Source organism: Vibrio sp. F13 (assembly GCF_020806305.2).
Classification (GTDB): domain Bacteria; phylum Pseudomonadota; class Gammaproteobacteria; order Enterobacterales; family Vibrionaceae; genus Vibrio; species Vibrio crassostreae_C.
This window is the reverse complement of record NZ_CP170175.1, coordinates 2968484-2992243: the sequence shown is the minus strand read 5'-3', so window position 1 is coordinate 2992243 and position 23760 is coordinate 2968484. Positions and strand designations below refer to the sequence as shown.

General features: G+C 44.7%; 18 protein-coding genes and 4 tRNA genes. 8 read left to right on the top strand and 14 right to left on the bottom strand.

Going from position 1 to position 23760, the window contains the following annotated elements:
- Positions 1-118: 118 nt before the first annotated feature.
- Together napF and LMH68_RS13810 are read right to left on the bottom strand one after the other, a co-directional pair.
- The gene (gene napF / locus LMH68_RS13815) at positions 119-634 is read right to left on the bottom strand and encodes a ferredoxin-type protein NapF (protein WP_065585169.1); all 516 of its coding nucleotides are present in this window, start codon (positions 632-634) and stop codon (positions 119-121) included.
- Positions 634-1200 (bottom strand): molecular chaperone, encoded by a 567-nt coding sequence (locus LMH68_RS13810; RefSeq protein WP_017060995.1) that lies wholly within the window; start codon positions 1198-1200, stop codon positions 634-636. The genes napF and LMH68_RS13810 overlap by 1 nt, the downstream gene beginning before the upstream one ends.
- A gap of 198 nt (positions 1201-1398) precedes the next feature.
- Between LMH68_RS13810 and LMH68_RS13805 the strand changes: the two genes are divergently transcribed.
- The 3 genes from LMH68_RS13805 to LMH68_RS13795 are packed head-to-tail and all read left to right on the top strand — an operon-like array spanning position 1399 to position 5316.
- Positions 1399-3837 (top strand): DmsA/YnfE/YnfF family dimethyl sulfoxide reductase, encoded by a 2439-nt coding sequence (locus tag LMH68_RS13805; protein ID WP_229647077.1) that lies wholly within the window; start codon positions 1399-1401, stop codon positions 3835-3837.
- Between the two features lie 11 nt (positions 3838-3848).
- Entirely contained in the window at positions 3849-4469 is a 621-nt protein-coding gene (locus LMH68_RS13800) for a DMSO/selenate family reductase complex B subunit (protein ID WP_004733360.1), read from the top strand.
- 1 nt (position 4470) lies between these two features.
- Positions 4471-5316, top strand: a complete 846-nt coding sequence (locus tag LMH68_RS13795; protein WP_017060997.1) for a dimethyl sulfoxide reductase anchor subunit family protein — start codon at positions 4471-4473, stop codon at positions 5314-5316.
- 174 nt (positions 5317-5490) lie between these two features.
- On the opposite strand, the gene LMH68_RS13790 is transcribed toward LMH68_RS13795, so the two are convergent.
- Complete coding sequence (locus LMH68_RS13790) at positions 5491-6729, bottom strand: CinA family nicotinamide mononucleotide deamidase-related protein (RefSeq protein ID WP_017069172.1); 1239 nt, start codon at positions 6727-6729, stop codon at positions 5491-5493.
- Positions 6730-6939: 210 nt separating this feature from the next.
- On the opposite strand from LMH68_RS13790, the gene LMH68_RS13785 reads away from it, so the two are divergent.
- On the top strand, positions 6940-7848 hold the full coding sequence (locus LMH68_RS13785; protein ID WP_017069173.1) for a DUF3943 domain-containing protein: 909 nt from the start codon (positions 6940-6942) through the stop codon (positions 7846-7848).
- Positions 7849-8115: 267 nt separating this feature from the next.
- A complete protein-coding gene (locus LMH68_RS13780) occupies positions 8116-8628 on the top strand; it encodes a glycine cleavage system protein R (protein WP_017061000.1) in 513 nt (170 codons plus the stop codon).
- 73 nt (positions 8629-8701) lie between these two features.
- On the opposite strand, the gene nspC is transcribed toward LMH68_RS13780, so the two are convergent.
- From nspC to uvrY, 10 genes are all read right to left on the bottom strand, one after another.
- A complete protein-coding gene (nspC, locus tag LMH68_RS13775) occupies positions 8702-9841 on the bottom strand; it encodes a carboxynorspermidine decarboxylase (RefSeq protein WP_017063550.1) in 1140 nt (379 codons plus the stop codon).
- A gap of 199 nt (positions 9842-10040) precedes the next feature.
- Entirely contained in the window at positions 10041-11294 is a 1254-nt protein-coding gene (locus tag LMH68_RS13770; RefSeq protein WP_017061002.1) for a carboxynorspermidine synthase, read from the bottom strand.
- Positions 11295-11302: 8 nt separating this feature from the next.
- On the bottom strand, positions 11303-14242 hold the full coding sequence (locus tag LMH68_RS13765; RefSeq protein ID WP_229647078.1) for a pyridoxal phosphate-dependent class III aminotransferase: 2940 nt from the start codon (positions 14240-14242) through the stop codon (positions 11303-11305).
- A gap of 876 nt (positions 14243-15118) precedes the next feature.
- Positions 15119-15194: transfer RNA gene (locus LMH68_RS13760), tRNA-Gly, on the bottom strand.
- Between the two features lie 32 nt (positions 15195-15226).
- Positions 15227-15313, bottom strand: a tRNA-Leu gene (locus LMH68_RS13755).
- Positions 15314-15393: 80 nt separating this feature from the next.
- Positions 15394-15469 (bottom strand) — tRNA-Gly (locus LMH68_RS13750).
- Between the two features lie 36 nt (positions 15470-15505).
- Positions 15506-15579, bottom strand: a tRNA-Cys gene (locus LMH68_RS13745).
- Between the two features lie 266 nt (positions 15580-15845).
- Positions 15846-16403: a CDP-diacylglycerol--glycerol-3-phosphate 3-phosphatidyltransferase gene (gene pgsA / locus LMH68_RS13740; RefSeq protein ID WP_019821134.1), complete on the bottom strand. Its 558-nt coding sequence runs from the start codon at positions 16401-16403 to the stop codon at positions 15846-15848.
- 46 nt (positions 16404-16449) lie between these two features.
- The gene (gene uvrC / locus LMH68_RS13735) at positions 16450-18282 is read right to left on the bottom strand and encodes an excinuclease ABC subunit UvrC (protein WP_029235668.1); all 1833 of its coding nucleotides are present in this window, start codon (positions 18280-18282) and stop codon (positions 16450-16452) included.
- A gap of 15 nt (positions 18283-18297) precedes the next feature.
- Positions 18298-18942 (bottom strand): UvrY/SirA/GacA family response regulator transcription factor, encoded by a 645-nt coding sequence (uvrY, locus tag LMH68_RS13730; RefSeq protein ID WP_004729778.1) that lies wholly within the window; start codon positions 18940-18942, stop codon positions 18298-18300.
- Positions 18943-19368: 426 nt separating this feature from the next.
- Here uvrY and LMH68_RS13725 point away from each other — a divergent pair, with 426 nt between their 5' ends.
- Positions 19369-21732 (top strand): DNA polymerase II, encoded by a 2364-nt coding sequence (locus tag LMH68_RS13725; RefSeq protein ID WP_229647079.1) that lies wholly within the window; start codon positions 19369-19371, stop codon positions 21730-21732.
- Positions 21733-21825: 93 nt separating this feature from the next.
- Here LMH68_RS13725 and LMH68_RS13720 read toward each other — a convergent pair whose 3' ends face one another.
- Positions 21826-22593, bottom strand: coding sequence for a hypothetical protein (locus tag LMH68_RS13720; protein ID WP_017061494.1), 768 nt, complete (start codon positions 22591-22593; stop codon positions 21826-21828).
- Positions 22594-22730: 137 nt separating this feature from the next.
- Here LMH68_RS13720 and yeiP point away from each other — a divergent pair, with 137 nt between their 5' ends.
- Both yeiP and LMH68_RS13710 read left to right on the top strand, forming a co-directional pair.
- Positions 22731-23300, top strand: coding sequence for an elongation factor P-like protein YeiP (gene yeiP / locus LMH68_RS13715; RefSeq protein ID WP_017055115.1), 570 nt, complete (start codon positions 22731-22733; stop codon positions 23298-23300).
- A gap of 10 nt (positions 23301-23310) precedes the next feature.
- Positions 23311-23640: an HI1450 family dsDNA-mimic protein gene (locus LMH68_RS13710; protein WP_004741258.1), complete on the top strand. Its 330-nt coding sequence runs from the start codon at positions 23311-23313 to the stop codon at positions 23638-23640.
- The last annotated feature ends 120 nt before the right edge of the window (positions 23641-23760 follow it).

Sequence of the window (23760 nt, the reverse complement as noted above, 5' to 3'; positions counted from 1 at the left end):
GGTCCGCTTCCTTTAGGAATGCGGACCCTTTTCTATTTATGTCTTTAGGTATCTAAAGCGACTCGTCTATCACTCAACCAAATATTCCTGTTGGCTTGTGTCATACAAAGCCAAACGTTTATTGCTGAGTCAGGTTAAGAGTCACAGAGCCAATATAACAAGCGCTTCGGCACTCTCCACAGCCGTTACACTTATCTTTGTCCACTGTAGGCAACTCTCCTACTTCGATGTGTATTGCACCAGCTGAACACGCCGTTTGGCATGCTGAACAGTCCATTTGCATGTAATTATTGCAGCTATCCGCAAAGCTCGGCTTGAGGTCGATATAAGGCGTGGCCGTTGGATGAAGTGCGCCGGTCCGACACACTTCAGTGCATTTGTTACACATAGAACAACTGTTGTAATCCAAATTCAGCAGCGCACTGCCCTCTAGCATCTCAATAACGCTATTTGGACACGATTGTTCACACAATCCACAACCGTCGCAAAGACGCTCAAACAGCACCTCATCGACCGCTCTTGGCGGTCTTGCATGCAAGCGCTGTGATATCTCTTCATAATTCGCGGCTGCTTTAACCGGTTTAGAAAGTCGAGTTAAGAAACCGCGTCTATTTGAATTTATTTGTTCAGACATTAGTCGATATATAACTTTTTAGTAGCAACGTTTAAATTATATTCAGATATTAAGTACTTAAACCAATCTATTACATCAACCGATAGCTTTTTATAAAAAGATAACTCTGATGCTTTATTTAGTTTTTCTAAATAAACAGAAGACCAAGTTAATAAGTGACCCTCAAGTAATTCACCAGCTGAATTAATATTATTATTTTCTAACAAATACGCATGAGCGAATAACATTAAACCAAATTGATCTTCCGGCTCTCTTAACCCAGTGTCTAATTCAATCTGATTCAATTCTAAAAACTGGCGATACTCAACCGTAGAAGCACCAAACACAACGCGGTCTTTATCTAGGTACACAGAACCCCAAGGCGGAGCTGGCATGTCTCCAACGCCTTCAAACAGGCGGCTGAACTCTGCTGCGAGCGCATCTTCGTCTTCGCTTCTTAATGCCTGCAAGCATTCTTCAGAGAGTACTTCGCTCTCAACCAAAGCTTCGACAATGGTGATTAACTGTTCTTTACTTGTCGCTTGATAAAATAGCGAACCCAATAATTTATGCGTATCGATAATCATTATTATTTATACCGTTATAGGTTTAAAGATAATTATATTAATTAACTCATTTCATTCTTTGATCTATTTTATACATTCAATTCATAAACTTTAAATTCCACACTTATTTGATGCCAATCAATCAATAATTCGAAATAAATACATAAAGAACAAACTACCTATAAAGTGCTAGCTATCAATAGTAAAAGGCATCTTAGAATGACGAATAAGAAAGAATCTGGGGTAATGAATCTTACTCGAAGAGGCTTCATGAAAGCTTCCTCTGCAGTAGGTAGTGCAGCTGCACTTGCGGGCGGTATCGCTTTACCTTTCAAATCCAAACCAGTAGCGGCTGCGGTTGCTGAGAATGTGGATGAGAAAATCGTGTGGAGTGCATGTACAGTAAACTGTGGCTCTCGCTGCCCACTGCGTATGCATGTACAAAACGGTGAAATCAAATACGTAGAAACAGACAACACAGGCACTGACGAATACGGTCATCACCAAGTTCGTGCGTGTCTACGTGGTCGCTCGATGCGCCGCCGTGTTTATAACCCAGATCGCCTAAAGTACCCAATGAAACGTGTGGGTAAACGTGGTGAAGGTAAGTTTAAGCGTATTAGCTGGGAAGAGGCTTATGATGAAGTCGCTGGCACCATGCAACGCCTTATCAAAGACTACGGTAACGACACTATCTACCTAAACTACGGTACAGGTACGCTGGGCGGCACGGTTACTAAATCTTGGCCACCAGCTCAAACGCTGATTGCTCGTCTAATGAACCTAAGTGGTGGTTACTTAAACCATTACGGTGACTACTCAACAGCGCAAATCACGAAAGGCTTGAGCTACACCTACGGCGGTTGGGCAAACAACAACTCTTTCTCTGATTTAGAGAACACTAAACTTAACATTCAGTTTGGTAACAACCCTGCTGAGACGCGTATGTCTGGTGGCGGCCAGATCCACCACTACGTTGAAAGCAAAAACAAATCAAACGCAAGAACGATCATCATCGACCCTCGCTACACCGATACTGCCGGTGGCCGTGAAGATCAATGGATCCCAATTCGTCCTTCTACAGATGCGGCATTGGTAGCGGGTCTTGCACACGTGATGATCACTGAAGACCTTGTCGACCAACCGTTCCTAGACAAATACTGTATCGGTTACGATGAGAAGACCCTTCCTGCATCAGCGCCTACAAACAGCGACTACAAATCTTACATCCTAGGTTTAGGTGAAGATGGCGTAGAGAAGACACCAGAATGGGCTTCTAAGATCACGGGGATTCCAGTTGACACCATCGTTAAGCTTGGCCGTGAAATGGGCACAGCGAAACCATGTGCGATTCACCAAGGTTGGGGCTTACAACGCACTGCGAACGGTGAACTAGCGTGTCGTGCAATCGCGATGCTGTCACTGCTCACTGGTTCTGTGGGCGTATCAGGCGGTTCAACAGGCGCTCGTGAAAGCGACATCAACATTCCATTTGTGCGCTTCCCTACTGTGCCAAACCCAGTTGAAACGTCTATTTCAATGTTCATGTGGACAGACGCGATTTACCGTCACCATGAAATGACCGACATCACTGATGGTGTTCGCGGTGCAGAGCGCCTTAAGAACCCAATCAAGATGATCTGGAACTACGCAGGTAACTGCATCATTAACCAACACTCAGACATCAACAAGACTCACGCGATTCTTCAAGATGAAAGTGCGTGTGAAATGATTGTCGTGGTTGATAACCATATGACGTCTTCAGCGAAGTACGCCGATATCATCCTGCCAGACTTAACAACGTCTGAGCAAGACGACTGGTGTATGGACGGTAAAGCGGCGAACATGCCTTACTTCATCTACGCGCAGAAAGCGATTGAGCCTCAGTTTGAAGCAAAATCTATCTACGAGATGTGTACTCAGCTTGCGAAACGAATGGGCGTAGAAAAAGAGTTCACCGAAGGCCGTACTCAAGAGCAATGGATTGAGCACCTTTACGCAGAAACTCGTAAGAACGATCCAACACTGCCAACCTTCGAAGAGATGAAAGAGCTGGGTATCTACAAACGTAGCTACGACCACCACTACATCGCTTATGAAGATTTCCGTAAAGATCCTGAAGCGAACCCACTGACCACACCAAGTGGCAAGATCGAGATCTACTCAGAGCAACTGGCTGATATCGCGAAGACTTGGAAGCTGAAAGAAGACGAAGTGATTCACCCACTTCCGATTTACGCGGACTCTTTCGAAGGTCATAACGACCCACTAGCAGAGAAGTACCCACTTCAGCTAACCGGTTTCCACTACAAGGCTCGTACTCACTCGACTTACGGCAACGTTGCAGAAATCAAAGCAGCAGCACCGCAAGAGTTGTGGATCAACCCAATCGATGCAAAAGAACGTGGTATTGATAGCGGCGACATGGTGAGTATTTTCAACGACCGTGGCGAAGTACATATTCCAGCGAAAGTGACACCTAGGATTCTTCCTCGAGTTGTCGCACTAGGCGAAGGTGCATGGTACGCACCAGATGGTCAGAAGATCGACCATGCAGGCTCTATCAACGTGCTGACGACTCAGCGCCCGAGCCCACTTGCTAAGGGTAACCCTCAGCATACAAACCTAGTTCAAATCAAAGCGCTAAAGAAAGCATAAGGTAGGTTGGAATGAAACAATACGGCTTTTACATTGATTCAAGTAAATGCACGGGTTGTAAAACCTGTCAGCTTGCTTGTAAAGATTATAACGATCTAGACATCAAAACGAACTACCGTCGCGTATACGAATATGCCGGTGGTGGCTTCACTCAAGATGGTGATACCTGGGTTCAGAAAGATGTCTTTTCTTACTACCTATCTATCGCTTGTAACCACTGTACTAACCCAGCGTGTGTGAAAGTGTGTCCTTCGGGCGCAATGCACAAACGTGATGAAGACGGTTTGGTTGTGGTTGATGAGAGCGTATGTATTGGTTGTCAGCACTGTAGCAATGCGTGTCCTTACGGCGCACCACAATACAATGCTAAGAAAGGTCATATGACGAAATGCGATGGTTGTTACCAACGTGTTTCTGAAGGCAAACAGCCTATCTGTGTTGAGTCTTGCCCACTTCGTGCATTGGAGTTTGGTGAAATCAATACACTTCGCGAGAAGTACGGCTCTGGTGCGGATGTGGCTCCACTGCCATCTTCAACAGAAACGCTACCAAACATCGTGATTAAGCTGAACAAAAACGCGAAGCCGACTGGCGATACCAGCGGTCACCTAGCAAACCCGAAGGAGGTGTAAGATGATTTTTCATGAGTGGTCTTTAATCTTCTTTACGGTGCTGGCGCAAACTGCGGTTGGTGGTTACTTACTGATTGGCGCACGTGCACTGGTACTTGGTCATGACGAAGAGAAGCTGAACAGCTACAAGGTTCCAATGTTTATCCTATGGGTACTGATGGGTCTTGGCTTCATGTTCTCGACAACGCACCTTGGCTCTCCACTGCGCGCGTTTAACGCTTTTAATCAGCTAGGTTCGGCTTGGTTGTCTAACGAAGTGTTCTTCGGTGCGGCATTCTTCGCTGTCGGTGGCCTGCAATGGTTACTGTCGGTAGTCAAGAAAGGTGGCGTTGCTATCCAGAAAGCACTGATGGTTGGCGCGATGGTACTGGGTGTTATCTTCATGTACGCGATGATCAACGTATACATGATCAACACAGTACCGACGTGGGACAACATCTACACACCACTGAGCTTCATCATGACGATGGTTGTGGGTGGCTTGCTGTTATCTCAGTTCGTGATTGTATTCGCAAACGACAGCCGCTTTACGGTTGACCGTAACATCACCATGTTGGCTGTTATCGCTGTTGCTATCAGCTTGCTTGTGACAGTAGGAAAACTGAACCTAATCGGAGACATCCAAACTTCAGCGGCAAAAGCGTCTGAGTTAGTCGATGGTTTAGGTAGCTATGTGATTCTTCAAGTGGCACTGCTAATGGCAAGCTTGTTGATTTGGATTCTACCTATGCTGAACAAAGCAAAAGTGAACCCAGTTAACCTTGGCTTAGCACTAGTATTGTTCTTGGCTTCAGAGTTAATCGGCCGTGGTTTGTTCTACAGCCTACATATGACAAGCGGTTTGTAATCGAGTTCTTACAGACATGAGTTGCGTGTAAACATCGCTGCTTGTTTGGTTATCTAGAAGGCTAGATAAACAAAAGGCCCAACACCTATTTAGATGTTGGGCCTTTTTATTTCGTTTTTTCTAGCGTTTTTAATACAGACTTAGCGAGTTCGCTTACATCGTTAGCTTACATAGCTACTTAATGATAGCCGCTGGAATAAACATGTCTTTTAATCGCTTAACCGAAGAATAAGTACCAAACATCGGTTTGTTATCTAAATGCCTTCTCAGCATATCGGCGGCAACGGTCTTAATCACGTTGCGTTGGTCTTCACGCGAGTACTGACGATAAAACTCAAGTACCTGCCCCCACTCGCCTGCTTCAGTCGACAATGCAACGCTGAATGTGTTGCCTTCCAGCTTACCAGTCACCAAAGCCAATTCAGTTCCGCACTTATCTCTTGTTGCTCCAGCCAGCGCAAAGGTCGCGGCTAATGGATCGCTCTTTTCAAGTTCGCTCTCTTTTGGCTCAGCCATCACCCATGAGTGTCCGAAGCAATCTTCTATCTGCTCATTCAATTGCAGCCACGCTGACAGTGAACCTTTGGTCGACACTTCAGACACAGATAACGTCTTCTTTTTTTCCGCCATGATGTGTCCAATATGGTCAATCATCGGCTCATCAACACTAACGACATTACTCTCTAGCAGCTTGTAAACCATCTGCAGAAGCTTAACGCGAGTTTCTAAGTCTGCCTTAGGACCAAACAGTTTGACCTCAATGAACGGCAGATAAGAGCGATAACCAAGTTCATAACCTTCTGGCAGCTTTAGTTGATCCAAAACATCAGAGATACCGGACTCAGACAAACCAAACGTAAACAGTCGACTGCATTCAGAGGCAACCACTTGAGGGTAGGTACACGACAAGTCAGGAAGAATCTCAAACGTCACCATGCGCTTGAATTCACTTGGTACACCCGGCGTGAAATAGAAAGTCGCATCGTTAATTTTCAGTTTGAAGCCACAAGCCGTCCCCACAGGGTTATCGACAATCTCTGAACTCGCAGGTAACAAAGCTTGTTTAAGGTTGCTGTCTGGCATTGGCATGCCACGTCCAGAGAACATCTCTTCCATACGAGCAAGCCATTCAGGGAACATGACGAGTTTCTGCTCGGAAGCAGCTGCAGCGGCGGCAGCACTCATATCATCGGTTGTCGGGCCTAAACCACCATTAACGATAACCACATCATAGTTAAAGCTCAGCATCAGCAGTTCTTCAACAAGAGCATTCATTTGATCACCCACAGTTGAGCGCTTAGCAAGCGCAAAACCATGCTGATAAAACTCAGCAGACATCCAAGCTGCGTTTGTATCTACAATGTCTCCATGAAGAACTTCTTCACCTGTGCTTAACATTGCGATTTTCGTCATATTTCTATCCCTTGTTGTCATAAAAAGACACTGCATTATTTACAAACTGGTCTATGGTTGAATTTGGAGCAATTCGCCTTTTCATTAATATTAATAATGTTAAACCTAAGGTTTTCTTAGGAAAAGCTATAAATTATTAGTTCCCTAAATCAGGCATTTAATAGATAATTGTGACCCTGATCAATTCCAAACTTTCTCATGGAGACCCTTGTGGCCAAATCACCGTTACTAGCAAAGGTTACTGCCGCATTTTCAATGCTAATGTCAGTTAACTCGGTTGCAAGCCAATACGACTTCGACCAGCCAATCAACCTTTCTTACTCGGATGAATGTGCTCAAGATTACTGTTTTAATGACAACTTGTACACCTACAAGCCTAGTACCAATTACGCACTGAGCGAATCGAGTGATGAGTACGACTTCTCAATCCAACAACCAAAACACATGTTGGTGAGTCAGGAGAAAGATTGGGATTACCTAATGGGTCAAACCTACACCATTCTTGGCTTGAGTGTCGCGACAGTGGGTCTAATGACTCTGCTCCCTGAAAGTATTACTAAGTGGGATGATGACCAACGTGATATCAGCTCATTAGGTAAAAAGTGGAAAGATAACGTTTCTGCTGGTCCAACATGGGACCGTGACGAACACTTCCTAAACTACGTAATGCACCCATATTTCGGTGGTGTTTACTACACCGCAGCTCGACACGCAGGTTACGACGAGTTTGAGTCATTCTTATACTCTTGGACTATGTCGACGTTCTTCTGGGAATACGGCGTAGAAGCGTTTGCAGAAGTACCTTCATGGCAAGATCTCTTCATCACACCTTTCTTCGGTGCGGTTGTCGGTGAAATGATGCTAGAAGCAGAGCAGGATATCATTGCTTCAGGTGGCGAAGTGATGGGCTCTCAAACCATGGGTGATGTGTCGCTATTCTTCCTTAACCCTGTTGGACACATTCACTACTGGGTAAGTGACGCATGGGGCGGTGATGCAGAAGTTAACCTGAATACTAACCCTTGGTGGGATAACCAAGACGCTGCACGTTTTGCTTACGATGCTGGCGCACCATACGACTCTCAGTTTGTTGGTATGAACTTCAAAGTAACGTTCTAATTCGTCTCTAGTACTACTCAATATAAGTTATTGAATATAAGTTGCTGAATCATCAATCACAGTGACAACTCTTCTAAAAAGCGGCTCTCTAGCCGCTTTTTTTGTGCCCTACTCTTCATTCTCTTTTTTTGCATCGAAGCTTAGTTTCAAAAATTGACCTAGGTCAAACATTGTTCGATGTAACCTTCTACACTGAAATTAAAGAACTTTATCGCGTGATATCAAACATTTAATTAGCAAAGAATAATTGAAACCTTGGGGGCTGATATGAACAGTACATTTATCGTAAACTTTATCGGAAAAGCATCACCAGCAACAATCAAACAGCTTGCTGCGGTTACTCACGAAAACGACGGCAAATGGCTCATCAGTAAAGTGAACTTTATTGAAGACCAAGTCGCAGGCGTACTAAAGGTTCAACTTCCAGCCATCAACGAATCGATTGTAAAAGAAGCGTTCAGCGCCAATCCAGATCTCATCGTGCAGTTTGTCGATTCCGATCATACACACAATGTTCAAGACACGGTCCATCACTTGAGACTCGACTCTAACGACCGAGCAGGTATCGTCAACGAAGTGACTCATGTATTGGATAGACAAGGAATCAGTATTCTCGATATGGATTGTCACCGCGTCTTTATCGCTGGTGGCGGCGGTGTTAGCTCAAGTCTATTCACATCAAAAATCGCCGTTAAGCTGCCAATCGAAGTACAGATCGACGACGTAGTTAATGAACTCGAAACGCTCAGTGAAGATACTCGTGTGATGATTGAAAGCTAAATAAACAAAATTAAAGAACAAAAAAGAGCAGCTCATTAGCTGCTCTTTGTATTGCTCTGAACTTGTGATTCAGTTACTTAACTGACCATTGTGATAATGAGCGTTTGAAGTCTTCATAGCCGAATTCATTTAGCTTCTGAACTTCACCACTGCTACGTTCACAGTAGATTGAAGGCATTTTAAGGCCATTGAACCAGTTCAATTTCACCATTGTGTAACCCGCGCTGTCTAACAGATGCAGCTTTTGACCAATCTTAAGTGGCTCATCAAAGCTCGCTTCGCAGAACTGATCGCCCGCAAGACATGAACACGAACCAATCACGTAGTCATGGCTGCCTGTTTCTGATGCTTCCAATACTGATGCGGGCTCATTGTAGATAAGCGTGTCAAGGCGGTGCGCCTCAGTCGCTGAATCCACAATCGCTGTTTTCTTCACGTTCTCAACAATATCGACCACTGTCACAACTAGGTCGGTTGTTTTAGTGATGATCGCTTCACCCGGCTCAAGATACATCTGCACACCGTGCTTTTCAGAGAAGGCTTTCAGCGCAAGACCGAGTTTTTCGATGTCATAGCCAGGCCATGTGAAGAACACACCTCCGCCCATGCTCACCCAGTCCAACTTATCTAAGTGCTCACCAAACTGTTCTGAGATTGAATCAAGCAGGCCGATAAACGCATCGACGTCTTTGTTCTCACAGTTCATGTGGAACATCACACCATTAATCTCATCGAAAATTTCTGGTTTGATGTGGTCAGCTTGCACGCCCAAACGCGAGAATTGACGTGCTGGATTCGCCAAGTCTTGCCCTGCGTAGCTCACGCCCGGATTTAAACGTAAACCCAGTGAAGCTTTACCTTCAACAATATGACGGTAAGCAGCAAGTTGGCTTTGAGAGTTGAAGATCATCTTGTCGCAGATGTCAGCAACCTCTCTCACGTCATCTTCACTGTAGCCCACACTGTAAGCATGAGTTTCACCGCCAAAAGTTTCGTGACCTAATTTCACTTCATAAGGGCCAGAACTAGTAGTACCGTCTAGGTACGGTTTGATGATGTCAAACACGCCCCAAGTCGAGAAGCACTTAAGCGCAAGTACCAATTTCACACCTGAAATCTCTTTCAGTTGCTTGGCTTTTTCTAAGTTCGCAATCAACTTGTCTTCGTTGATCATGAAATATGGGGTTTTTAGTTCTTCTTTCTTAAACGTCATTTTTGTAAACACTCAAGCAGCATCTATAGATGGAAAGGTAAATTAACAATTTTGGTGTGATTTATTTTGATTTTGTCCTGTCCGAGCACAGTGAGTTACAAAATCAAAATAAATGATACCAAAGCTTCAAGGCTATCATCATCGAAAAGGGAACAATCCATGTCCCCTTTAATTAGCAATCAAAACAAGAAATCAGTTCTTATTTTTTCAGCTCATGAATCACTGGAAGACCTTGGCCTGCTTCAAGCTCTTGAACATGCCAATCTAGACCAATTTCCGGCATAGTTGCTAGGAACGGATCTGGATTTAGCTGTTCCATGTTGAACACGCCTTTATCAGCCCATTCGCCACGGAAGAACTGAAGTGCAGCGGTAATCGCTGGAACACCAGTTGTGTAAGAGATCGCTTGGTGCTCTACGTCTTCGTAAGCCACTTCGTGGTCTGCGTTATTGTAGATGAATACGCTACGCTCTTTACCATCTTTCTTACCTTGAACCCAAGTACCGATACACGTTAAACCAGTGTAACCCGGAGCTAGAGATGTTGGATCCGGTAGTAGTGCTTTAAGAACATGCAGAGGCTGAACCACAGTACCATCGTGCAGTGTTAGCGGATCTGGGCTAAGAAGACCGATATCACGCATGCAGTTGAAGTAGTTCAAGTATGCATCACCAAAGCCCATCCAAAATTCGATACGCTTAGCTGGGATGAACTCTTTCATTGAACGAACTTCATCGTGCGCCATTGAGTAAACTTTGTGAGAACCACAGTTCGGGAATTCAAACTCAAGCATACGAGAGTGACAAGGTACTTGTTTCCACTCTTCATTTTCCCAGTAGAAAGAATCGCCTTGGATCTCAAGCATGTTGGTTTCTGGGTCAAAGTTTGTCGCAAACTTCTTGCCGTGGTCACCAGCATTCACATCCATTACATCAATTGAGTCAATCTCATCGAACAAGTGCTTAACCGCGTATGCAGCAAAGATTGATACCACACCTGGATCGAAACCAGCACCAAGAATACCTGTGATGCCTGCTTCAGCGAACTTCTCACGGTAGCCCCACTGCCAATCGTAAGCTTGTGGTACTTGTTGGCCTTCAGAACATAGGTCAACCGCTACCGATGTATCTAAATAAGAAACTTTAGATTGGTAACATGCTTCCATGATTGCCATGTTTACCCAAGGAGGACCAGCGTTGATCACTAGATCCGGCTGAACTTCTTTAATCAAAGCAACAAGCGCATCAACATCATCAGCGTCTACTGAACGTGCTTCTAGTTTCTTAGTTGAATCTTTAAGGTTGTTTTTGCCCTTGATAGATTCGATGATTTTTTCACACTTCGCGATTGTGCGAGAAGCGATTGTGATATCACCCAGTACTTCGTTATTTTGTGCTGCTTTGTGTGCAACAACCCAACCAACGCCGCCTGCACCAATTTGTAGAATAGCCATAGTATTAATTACCCTTGTTGTTCTGCTAGCTCAGTGGCTAGAGTTTGAATTTTGTTAATTAGAGATTTGAAATCTGATGTCTTTAGGCACGGATTCAAGATAGTGAATTTAAGCGCACTCTTACCATCCACGACCGTTTCACCGAGTACTGCAACACCACGAGTCAGCGCTTCCAGTCTTAGCGTTTGATTCAATTTGTCTAAATCTAGCTCGCCGTTTGCTGACGGCTTAGATCGGAACAGCACTGTTGATAGTGACGGCTCTGCGAGTAGCTCTAAGTCAGCTTGGTTTTGAATCAGGTCTGCCACTTCTAGCGTTTGCTCAAGAAGATGGTCGTACATATCACCCAACTGCTTTGGTCCAACGCTTTGCATCGTCATGAAGACTTTCAATGCATCGAAACGCTTGGTGGTCGCAATAGACTTATCGACTAGATTTGGCAGTTCATCGTGTTCGCGGTTTAGGTAATCTGCGTGATGTAGAAGGTACTTAAAGTTCGCTTTGTCTTTCAACAATACCGCGCCGCAGCTGATTGTTTGATAGAACAATTTGTGGAAATCGACACTCACAGAGTCCGCTTTTTCGATGCCTTGTAAGCGAGCCTTGTGGCTACTCAAGATAAGCGCGCCACCGTATGCACTGTCGACATGGAACCAAAGGCCTTGCTGACTTGCGATTTCTGCAATCGCATCAAGGTCATCGATAGCACCATGATCGGTTGTGCCCGCAGTACCAATCACAGCAAAAGGAATCAGACCTTGTGCTTTCAGTGCTTTCACTTCTGCGTCTAGCAAGTCAGGCTTGATAGTGCCGTTTGCATTGGTATCAACACAGCACACTGCCGCTTCGCCTAGCCCTAGTAGAGAGGCTGACTTTTGAACCGTGAAGTGAGATTTCTTTGAACATAAGATACGCAGCTTGCTCGCGTATTCTGGTAAGCCAAGCTTTTGGATAGAATGACCATTGTGCTTATCCGCAACCCAGTCTCTCGCAAGCAATAAACCCATTAGGTTACTTTGCGTGCCTCCGCTAGTGAAAACACCGTCAGCTTGTGCGCCAAGTTGGTATTTGTCACACATCCAATCCACAACGCGCTGCTCAACATAAGTCGCAGCCGATGCTTGGTCCCATGAATCCATTGATTGATTCAACGCCGCGATAATCGATTCCGCTGCTACCGAAGCCATAAGAGGAGGAGTGTGAAGGTGTGCAATGCAATCTGGGTGTTGCACGAAGATGGAGTTTGCAGCGACAAGGTCTGCAGTACTATCTACAACATCAACCAAAGCGTGTTGATTGTTATCAAGGTCGACAGCATTGATAGCTGCTTCTAGCACTTTTGGATCTAAACCCGAATAAGGGGTTTCAACCTGTTCAAAAACCGCTTTCATCGCTTGAGTGGTTTGGTTCATCACGTTAGCAAATTCGTCGCTACCGCCTAAACCTGTATGGATGAAATGCTTGTTCCATTCTTGGTTTGCTTGTTCGCTTGAAGTTGGGTCTTGTTGTAAGCCACCACCAGCTGCGATGATCGCTTCTTCCATTACGCGGAGTGCAAAGTCAATCTGCTCAAAAGAGATAATCATTGGCGGAAGGAAACGAATTACCGAGCCATCACGACCACCCTTTTCAACCATCAAGCCACGCTCTAACGCTGCTCGTTGAATCGCTAGGGTTAGTTCGCCGTCTGATTGTGGTTCGCCAAACTTGTTAAGCTCACCATTTGGTTGTTTGATCTCAGCACCGAGCATCAGGCCTTTACCACGAACTTCAGCAATACAGCTAACGCGTGATTGAATCTTCTCAAGCCCGTGACGTAAATATTGGCCTGCGATGTTCGCGTGCTCAACTAAGCCATCTCGTTCGATGATCTCCAACGCCTTAGCGCCAGAGACCATTGCTAATTGGTTACCACGGAATGTACCGGTGTGCTCACCCGCTTTCCATGTATCAATGCTCTTATCGAACACAAGCAGCGACATAGGCAGTCCGCCACCAATCGCTTTAGATAAACATAAGATATCTGGATTAACACCAGACTCTTCAAACGCAAATCGATGGCCAGTTTTGCCCACACCACACTGAATCTCATCAAAAATCAGTAGGATGCCGTGCTCATCACAGATGCGACGTAGGCCTTGTAACCAAGATGCTGGAGCAGGAATCACACCGCCCTCACCTTGCACAGGCTCAACGATCATCGCCGCCGGTTTCATGATGCCAGACTCGTCATCATTCAACATACGTTCGATGTAACGAATGCTCGCGTTAGCACCCGCTTCACCACCAATACCAAACGGGCAGCGTAGGTTGTATGGGAAAGGCATGAAGTGCACATCAGACATCAAGCCGCTACGACGCTCTTTAGTGCCGAGGTTACCCATCATACCCATGGTGCCGTTCGTCATACCATGGTAAGCACCACGGAAAGCAAACATGGTGTTGCGACCTGTGGTTTGCTTGGCGAGCTTGATCGCCGCTTCCACAGCGTCAGCGCCAGATGGGCCACAGAATTGAAGAACCGAGTTATTTGAAAAGTCTTGAGGAAGAAAAGCTTTAACTCGCTTGATAAACGTCTCTTTTGCTTGAGTCGTGATATCAAGTGTTTGGTATGGCAAACCAGAATCGAGTTGGTCTTTAAGTGCTTGGTTAATCTCAGGGTGGTTGTAACCCAGAGAAAGTGTACCTGCACCGGCTAAGCAATCGAGAAAGAGTTGGCCACGAGTATCTTCAACTAAAGCGCCACATGCTCGTTTAATAGCAATAGGCAGGCGTCTTGGGTAAGAGCGAACATCCGACTCATGCTGTTCTTGCTCTAGCAAAATAGCGTCAGGTGTTAGGTCGTACGTTCCCTCTAAGATAGGAACCATAGTTGAAAATGAATTTGCGATAGTATTGATATCGACTTCAAAGGCGGTAGTCATAAAAGTCCCCTTGAATGTGTTCATACTCACCTCCATCAGACGCAATTACCCACCAACTCTCGTTAAATTTGGAGAGAGTTCATAGTGAAGTACACGTATTGTCTAGAAATGAGATATAGCTGTACGCTCGCATAAGTCAAATGACGAATACGAAATTAAGCCGTCTTAAGACAGCGATAAATTGTTAGCGTGAGCTCAAGGTTCAGTAATGCTACTGTTTTGAAGAATTGGACATTTTTGCAGGATCGGGCAGCTATGAGGAGCTGGTCCCTTTGGAAATGCAGAGCTGATTAGCAATGTTGTAATTAGTGTGTTCAATGTTGGGTTTCCCATTAACATGACGAACTGCGCCATAAGTATCCCGTCTATCAGCTAAAGGACTAGCCAATACCTACCCTACGTAATGTCCCAATCAGCAAGAATGGTCACTACGCGTATCCCCCAGAAGCAATCGTTGCTCTTCTTGAACATTTTCATTCCGAGATTGCGCGGGAAAGTAACATAAAGTGAAATGAACGATCAATAGTTTTTAGTAATAGCTTGATAAATAGCAGTGGTGGCTAAGCAATTGCTGTAAATATCGTCAACACTATCGTTTAAGAAAGAGCTCCCCTGTTCATTCGTTCCTCGAGCCCAAGGCTGACGAGGCAGGTATACAGGCGGCGTTAGTGATAGCTTCGAGGCTGTGGCATCTTTTCGTCACTCCCTAGTACGAGGAACGAGTTCATAGGGAATCTCGCTTTTAAAAACTAACTTATCTAAACGAACTTGATTGCGAAATTTTGAGATAGAGATAGAGATGAATTCTAAGTGAGGGCTCGAGCAAGCAAAGTACTTACACGCAAAAGCTAAACCACAGAAACCAAAAAGCCCGAACATTTCTGTTCGGGCTTTTTAATTTGGAGCGATACATCGGGTTCGAACCGATGACCTCAACCTTGGCAAGGTTGCGCTCTACCAACTGAGCTAGTATCGCATTTGCTTTATCGAGATAAAGACTTTAATAGATGGTGCCCCGGGCCGGACTTGAACCGGCACAGCGCGAACGCCGAGGGATTTTAAATCCCTTGTGTCTACCAATTCCACCACCAGGGCACGCAATTCTTTATTGCGATGCCGATTACTGAAAAGTAAAACACCATCTTAATGCTGACGCCAATCAACATTACAAAATTTGGAGCGATACATCGGGTTCGAACCGATGACCTCAACCTTGGCAAGGTTGCGCTCTACCAACTGAGCTAGTATCGCATTTTCATTCGTATTCTTTCTAGGAGAAAGAGAGAATGGAGGCGCCTCCCGGAGTCGAACCGAGGTCCACGGATTTGCAATCCGCTGCATAGCCACTCTGCCAAGGCGCCTTAGTAACTCCAATCGAATTGCTCATTGCCATCCTCTTGGGTACGGGATGCATTCTACGGATTCAGACGATTGAGTCAATATTATTTTTGTATTTTTAATTCGTTTGAATAGATTTCATACGAAACAGGCCAAATAGCTGACTTTATGTTCAAAACACACTGTGAGCAGGTTATTCAAAGGAGATCTATATCACATTAGATATCCACTATTGATAACTTAACGTTAGGTTAAAGATCAAAAAAGCGAGCCTCAGCTCGCTTCTTCATCAATGATGTTTTTCGTCTAACAAGTCGTCTTTGGCGGCCATCAAGTATTGCGCCATCGACCAGTAGGTTAGAATCGTTGCAACGTAGAGCGCGATGTAACCAACCCAAACCATCCAATCGTCATAACGCCAAATAAGCACCCACAACGCGAACATCTGAGAAACCGTTTTAACCTTACCGACCCAAGATACTGCAACACTTGCACGTTTACCGATTTCAGCCATCCATTCACGAAGCGCTGAAATGATGATCTCACGAGCTATCATGGTCACTGCTGGGATAGTCACCCAAATCGAGTGGTAATGCTCAGTAATCAGGATAAGAGCCGTAGCAACCAACACTTTGTCAGCCACCGGATCAATGAAGGCACCGAAGCGAGACGTTTGCCCTAACTTACGAGCTAGCATGCCATCTAGCCAATCAGTGAAACCTGCTACCCAAAACACCATCGCTGCAGCAAAAGGAGCCCATTGATAAGGTAGATAGAAAACGACAACGAATACTGGGATCAAAAATAGTCTCAGTAATGACAAAATATTAGGTATATTCAAACGCATATTATTGGGCTCTTATTAATTGCGCTTTAATGGTGCGGGATTTTTACTATTGTTTCAATGCTTGATAAATGTTTTCTGCCAAAGAATGACTAATGCCCGGCACTTTGGCTATTTCTTCGACAGTTGCACGCTTAAGTTCTTGTAAGCCACCCATATATTTCAGCAAAGCTTGACGACGTTTAGGTCCTACCCCTTCAATTCCTTCCAAAGCACTGGTTCTGCGCGTTTTACCACGTTTCGCCCTGTGCCCTGCAATCGCATGATTATGGCTCTCATCACGAATGTGCTGGATAAGATGCAGCGCTGGTGCATCGCTAGGTAAATTAAACTCTTCACCTTCAAGGGTTACCAAAGTTTCTAAACCCGGTTTACGCGTCACGCCTTTCGCAATACCCATCATTCTTGGTCTAAACGGCCAATCACCCCAATATTGAGAAATGATCTCATGAGCGCGGTTTAGCTGACCTTTACCACCATCGATAAAGATGATGTCTGGGATCTTGTCGACATCGAGTTGCTTCGAATAACGTCTCTCAAGCGCCTGAGCCATCGCTGCATAATCATCGCCACCTGTAATGCCGGTGATGTTGTAACGACGGTACTCTGGTTTAACCGGGCCTTCTTGATTGAACACCACACACGACGCAATCGTGCTTTCACCCATGGTATGACTGATATCAAAACATTCCATGCGCTTGATAGCATCCATCGACAGCACTTCTTGGAGCTCTTTGAAGCGCTGATTAATCGTCATCTTGTGATTAATCTTGGTGGTAATAGCCGTCAATGCATTGGTATTAGACAATTTAAGGTAACGACCTCGAGTACCTGAAGGGTTGGTATTGAAGTGAATCTTACGACCCGCTACTTCACACAAGGCTTCTTGAATCGGTGTGACATCTTCCATCAAATCGGCATTGAGAATCAAACGGGTTGGGATGGTTCTCGCTTCACTATGCGCAAGATAGTATTGGCTTAAAAAGCTCGAAAAGACCTCTTCTCGCACCGTATTGTTGGGAATTTTAGGGAAATGGCTTCTACTGCCTAAAACCTTGCCTTGGCGAATCATCAAGATATGAATACACGCTACGCCATTCTCTTGAGCAAATCCCAACACGTCCATATCTTCCATTGAATCGTCAGATACGTATTGTTGTTCTTGCACACGTCGAATCGCTTGGATTTGATCACGGAAAGCGGCAGCTTGTTCAAAACGAAGCTCACGGCTTGCCTTGTCCATTTTGTCGATGAGCGTCTCAAGGACTAATTTGTCTTTCCCTTGCAGGAACAGACGAACGTAGTCGATAAGTTCACTGTACTCTTCATCAGAGATGATTGAGCTAACACATGGCGCAGCACAACGACCAATCTGATACATCAAACACGGGCGCGTTCTATTGGCATAAACCGTATCTTCACACTGGCGGGCAGGGAAAATCTTTTGGATTAGGTGTAGCGTCTCACGCACAGCGCCGGAATCAGGGTAAGGACCAAAGTATTCGCCCTTTTTCTTCTTAGCACCACGGTGCATCGACAAACGAGGATGCTTGTGACCGCTAATAAAAATATAAGGGTACGACTTATCATCACGCAAAAGTACGTTGTATTTAGGCAAGTACTGCTTGATGTAGTTGTGCTCAAGAATGAGCGCTTCTGTTTCCGTGTGCGTTACAGTGACATCGATCTTGTCAATATTACTAACTAGAGCGCGTGTTTTTTCACTGTCGACTTTTTTACGGAAATAACTGGAAAGGCGTTTTTTGAGGTTCTTAGCTTTACCGACGTAAATAACGGCAGCCTCGGCGTTATACATTCGATAAACGCCGGGCTGCTCTGTTACTGTCTTGAGGAATGAGACTGAGTCAAACAAGTTGGTCACTATACGATCTCAGTGTTAAAGGGTCTCAGTGTCTAACATTCCATGTCTAATCGCTAAATGCGTCAGCTCTACATCGCCACTGATATCCAGCTTACTGAACAAGCGGTAGCGGTAACTGTTGACTGTTTTAGGACTTAGATTGAGTTGTTCTGAAATATCCGTCACTTTCTGACCTTTGGTAATCATCATCATGATTTGAAGTTCACGTTCAGATAAGTCTGCGAATGGATTTTCAGACGCAGGCGAGAATTGGCTCAAAGCCATCTGCTGCGCAATTTCTGGTGAAATGTATCGTTGGCCACTATTAACCACTCGAATTGCATTTACCATTTCATCCGGACCTGCCCCTTTAGTAAGGTAACCAGCAGCTCCAGCTTGCATCACTTTAGTTGGAAACGGATTTTCCGTATGAACAGTTAAAACGATGATTTTAACATCAGGGTTGAAACGCAAGATTTTCTTGGTTGCTTCTAAGCCACCAATACCAGGCATATTCATATCCATCAAAATAACGTCAGTATTATTAGTACGACACCATTTTGCAGCATCTTCACCGCTTTCAGCTTCCCCTGCTACGTTCATTCCACGGACGTCTTCAATAATACGTCGTATCCCTGTGCGAACCAGCTCGTGATCATCTACAAGGAAAACATTTATCAAACTTGTATCTCCACACTATTAATTGGCTCTGCAACCACTGTATCGTTTCATCTGTTTGAAACAATTGAACAAAGGAACAGTGGATCGCAGCATTGAGTACATCTTAACTTAATTACTAAAAAAAAGCTCTGTTGAATATGTGCTGAAACACGAACTTTAGCAAGTACTTATTAACAAATAAGCTAACTAAAACAACAAGCTTTTTCTAAAAATCAACCAGTTAAAACAACACCCAATAAAATTACACAAGATAAAGATATTTTCAATACCATTGAATAGCCATTCGCGACAATTTCACTTATTTGCTTATGGAGTCCCGTTATTTGCCTCTGTTAACTAGAATTTAGTTAGTATTTTGGTTGCCTGTTGTGCGCAGAGAGCTGCTAGATGGTAGTATTCGATTCCCCATTTCAATAGGTTACTACATTGGATATTCAGCAAGGCTTTGTACTCACAAGACAAGCGAGAGACTTTTCAGGGCGTACCCAAATTGATTTGTGGTTAAGCTCCCCTCAAGGCCCAACTCTGCTGACGATTCAAAATGAAAAACCTGTATTTTTCGTCGCTCAATCTGATGTTGAAGAATGTCAGGCAATCGCAGCGAAAGAGTCGATTGATTGCCAATTCAAGTCCCTAGAACTAGCCACATTCGATCAAACCCCTCTCGCCGCATGTTACACCTCACTGTCGAGAAGTAGCTTTGGTTTAGCACAAGCCTTTCACAGCGAAGAAATTCAGACCTTTGAAAGCGATATTCGACTCGCCGATCGATACCTGATGGAACGCTTTATCAAAGGAAGTATTGAGTTCACCGGATCTGCTGTGCAAAAAAATCAGCATCGTCGAGTCTCAAACGCAAAATGCCGAGCAGGTGATTACTTACCTAACTTGTCAGTAGTGTCACTTGATATTGAATGCTCAGAAAAAGGCGTGCTTTATTCCATTGGCTTAGACAGCCCGATGGACAGCCGAGTCATCATGGTCGGCGAACCACAAGAAGCAGACACCAACATCCAATGGGTTGTCAACGAAAAAGTGCTGCTTGAAGCGATGATAGCTTGGTTCTCGGAGTTTGATCCTGACATCATCATTGGCTGGAATGTTATCGACTTCGATTTTAGGCTGCTGCACAAACGTTCAGAATGGAACGAAGTGAAGCTCAACATCGGCAGAGACAACCAACCGAGCTTTTTCCGCAGTTCTGCTCAAAATCAGCAAGGTTTTATCACGATTCCGGGGCGCGTTGTCTTGGATGGTATTGATATGCTCAAGACAGCGACCTACCACTTCCGTTCTTGGTCTCTTGAGTCGGTATCGCAAGAGCTGCTTGGGGAAGGCAAAGACATCCATAACGTTCATGACCGTATGGATGAGATAAACCGAATGTTTAAGTTCGATAAACCCTCACTCGCTAAGTACAACCTTCAAGACTGCGTACTGGTAAACAGCATCTTCGAGCACACTCACCTACTCGACTTCGCGATTGAGCGCTCTCGATTAACCGGTGTTGAGCTGGATCGCGTTGGTGGCTCTGTTGCGGCCTTTACTAACTTATATCTGCCTCAAATCCACAGAGCGGGTTATGTCGCACCGAACTTAGAGCCAGAGAATTGGATTGCGAGCCCCGGCGGTTATGTGATGGATTCAATTCCCAATCTGTACGACTCGGTTTTGGTACTCGATTTTAAGAGCCTGTATCCATCGATCATTCGCTCGTTTCTGATTGACCCTATGGGACTAATTGAAGGGTTGAAGCTTGAACTAGGCCCAGCAGAAAACCAAGCCGTTGATGGCTTTCGAGGTGGGCAATTCCACCGCTCTAAACACTTCTTGCCCGAGATGATCGAAAACCTTTGGGCTGCACGTGATGTGGCTAAGAAGAACAATGAAAAAGCATTCTCTCAGGCGATTAAGATCATCATGAACTCATTCTATGGTGTGTTAGGTTCGTCTGGTTGTCGTTTCTTCGATACCCGGTTAGCGTCTTCGATTACCATGCGTGGACATGAGATCATGAAGCAAACCAAGGTTCTGATCGAAGACAAAGGCTATCAAGTGATTTACGGCGATACCGATTCAACCTTCGTGTCTCTGAACGGCAGTTATGATCAGCAAAAAGCAGACGAGATCGGGAACACACTGGTCGCTTACATCAACGATTGGTGGACGAATCACTTAAAAGAGACCCACAACCTAACCTCAATACTCGAATTGGAATACGAGACTCACTATCGCAAGTTTCTAATGCCGACCATTAGAGGTTCAGAAACCGGCTCGAAGAAACGTTATGCCGGATTAATCACTCAAGGCGATAAAGAAAAGATCATATTTAAAGGGCTTGAGAGTGCACGCACCGATTGGACACCTCTCGCACAGCAATTCCAACAAACCTTGTATGAGATGGTGTTTCACGATCAAGATCCAACCGACTACGTCAGACAGTTTGTTGATGAAACCTCTGCTGGCAAACATGATGATTTATTGGTGTATCAAAAGCGCTTACGCCGCAAATTACATGAATACCAAAAGAACATTCCGCCGCAGGTTCGCGCAGCTCGTATGGCCGATGAGATCAATGCTCAGTTAGGGCGCCCTCTTCAATACCAAAATAAAGGACGCATTGAGTATTTGATTACTCTGAGTGGCCCTGAGCCCAAGGAGTATTTAAAGAGTGGTATCGATTATCAGCACTATATCGACAAGCAGATTAAACCGGTCGCAGAGGCAATACTGCCCTTCATCGGTTTAGACTTTGAAAGAGTTAGTGGGCAGCAGTTGGGTTTGTTCTAGCACTATATTCAATATGCTCTTAAAACGAAAAAAGCAGAGATATGTTCTTCAGCACACTCTGCTTTTTAGTATCAATGGATCGGTTATAAATCTCTATCCGATTCTGAACTCGGTTTTCTGATACTGCTTAATCAACCACTCACCAAAGCCATCAAGAATACCGATCACCGAACGTTTAGGGATTGGTCGACCAGAAAGTAAAATGCCCAACCTTTGGATTTCGACTTCTCGATCTGGGTGATACTTCAAGAACTGTTGACCACATTCAACAGGATCATCGTACCAATATTTATCGCGGTACATCACCAGTGAGTAACTCGCCCGTAGAAGCTTCTTGGCAATAATCACCTGCGCAGCGACTTGTTGTTCTGGCGTTGTCGCTCGTGCGATCTTGTTGCGATACACCGCCAACCAGTTTTCCGCATCCATATTCCAGTGCTTAGCGATTTCCCAACTTGTTTCAAAATCACCATAGCAGTCTGATAAGTCTTCACCATGCACACACACGGCTAAATGCTTGAGCATAAAACCCCAAGTGAAGATATTGTCGAAATCGACTATCTCACTCACTAAGGTAGTTTTTATCGCCACTTGAGTTACCTGCGGGAAGCTCTTTTGGAAACGCCATTTGATGGTGTTCAACAAAGTGGTTCGTTGGTCAGGAAACGGTCGATGGGTCACCACAACCACATCTAGATTGGAGCGACCGAAGACGGCTTGCTTACGAGCCACACTGCCATAAATATAAATACTGTGCAGATTAGATCCTAACCCACCTTTTAGAAAGGTAATCAGATCGTTAACCACAGGTTGAAATTCAGGTTGAAAAGGCTGTGTTGGGTCAATAACGGGTAGCTGCATAGGTCGTTTCGGTAAATAAAATAATGATTTAACTATAACTCTATGATCGCCTAGGTGACTTTATGATTCAAGCTATTCCTATTTATAGCATCTCCGAGATATAATCAGCGGATAGACCCACTAAGGACAAACACAAAATGCCTAGAGCAAGTGAAATTAAAAAAGGTTTTGCTATCACAGTAGAAAGCAAAACAGTGATCGTTAAAGATATCGAAGTAACAACACCAGGCGGCCGTGGCGGCCAAAAGATTTACCGCTTCCGTGGTAACGATGTAGCAACTGGCGTTAAAACTGAAGTTCGCCACAAGGCTGACGAAATTGTTGAAACTATTGACGTAACTAAGCGTGCAGTAATGTTCTCTTACGTTGATGGCAACGAGTACATCTTCATGGACAACGAAGATTACACACAATTCATCTTCAACGGTGAGACTATCGAAGACGAACTACTGTTCATCAACGAAGAAACTCAAGGCATGTACGCGATCCTTATCGACGGCAACGCTGCAACGCTTGAGCTACCAACATCTGTTGAACTAGTTATCGAAGAGACTGATCCTTCAATCAAAGGTGCATCAGCGTCTGCTCGTACTAAGCCTGCTCGTCTTTCTACAGGTCTTACTATTCAAGTACCTGAATACATCGCGACTGGCGACAAAGTAGTAGTAAACACTGCTGAACGTAAATACATGAACCGCGCAAGCTAAGACACTTATTATGACCGAAGCTAACGACCTAATGTCTTATGACGACGCAATTGACACTGCATACGACATCTTCCTAGAGATGGCACCTGACAACCTAGAGCCTGCAGACGTGATTCTTTTCACTGCTCAGTTTGAAGATCGTGGCGCAGCAGAGCTTGTTGAAACTGGCGATGATTGGGTTGAACATGTTGGCTTTGAAGTCGACAAAGAGATCTACGCTGAAGTGCGCATTGGTCTTGTGAATGAAGCTGATGACGTTCTAGACGACGTATTTGCTCGCATGTTAATCAGCCGTGATCCAGAACATAAGTTCTGTCACATGCTGTGGAAACGCGACTAATACCGCTGTTGACGCTCATCTGCATGAGTAAACAAGTATTCATGTAAGCGAGTTAAAAGTTAGCCGAGCCCATTGCTCGGCTATTTTTATCACGCTATTTTCCATCGTGATTCATCACTT

Coding starts and splice junctions, on each gene's coding strand:
- LMH68_RS13710 (WP_004741258.1), top strand. CDS start 23,311: ATGACCGAAGCTAACGACCTAATGTCTTATGACGACGCAATTGACACT.
- pgsA (WP_019821134.1), bottom strand. CDS start 16,403: ATGCGTTTGAATATACCTAATATTTTGTCATTACTGAGACTATTTTTG.
- LMH68_RS13805 (WP_229647077.1), top strand. CDS start 1,399: ATGACGAATAAGAAAGAATCTGGGGTAATGAATCTTACTCGAAGAGGC.
- LMH68_RS13765 (WP_229647078.1), bottom strand. CDS start 14,242: ATGAACACATTCAAGGGGACTTTTATGACTACCGCCTTTGAAGTCGAT.
- LMH68_RS13800 (WP_004733360.1), top strand. CDS start 3,849: ATGAAACAATACGGCTTTTACATTGATTCAAGTAAATGCACGGGTTGT.
- LMH68_RS13780 (WP_017061000.1), top strand. CDS start 8,116: ATGAACAGTACATTTATCGTAAACTTTATCGGAAAAGCATCACCAGCA.
- yeiP (WP_017055115.1), top strand. CDS start 22,731: ATGCCTAGAGCAAGTGAAATTAAAAAAGGTTTTGCTATCACAGTAGAA.
- LMH68_RS13810 (WP_017060995.1), bottom strand. CDS start 1,200: ATGATTATCGATACGCATAAATTATTGGGTTCGCTATTTTATCAAGCG.
- LMH68_RS13795 (WP_017060997.1), top strand. CDS start 4,471: ATGATTTTTCATGAGTGGTCTTTAATCTTCTTTACGGTGCTGGCGCAA.
- nspC (WP_017063550.1), bottom strand. CDS start 9,841: ATGACGTTTAAGAAAGAAGAACTAAAAACCCCATATTTCATGATCAAC.
- LMH68_RS13720 (WP_017061494.1), bottom strand. CDS start 22,593: ATGCAGCTACCCGTTATTGACCCAACACAGCCTTTTCAACCTGAATTT.
- LMH68_RS13770 (WP_017061002.1), bottom strand. CDS start 11,294: ATGGCTATTCTACAAATTGGTGCAGGCGGCGTTGGTTGGGTTGTTGCA.
- LMH68_RS13790 (WP_017069172.1), bottom strand. CDS start 6,729: ATGACGAAAATCGCAATGTTAAGCACAGGTGAAGAAGTTCTTCATGGA.
- napF (WP_065585169.1), bottom strand. CDS start 634: ATGTCTGAACAAATAAATTCAAATAGACGCGGTTTCTTAACTCGACTT.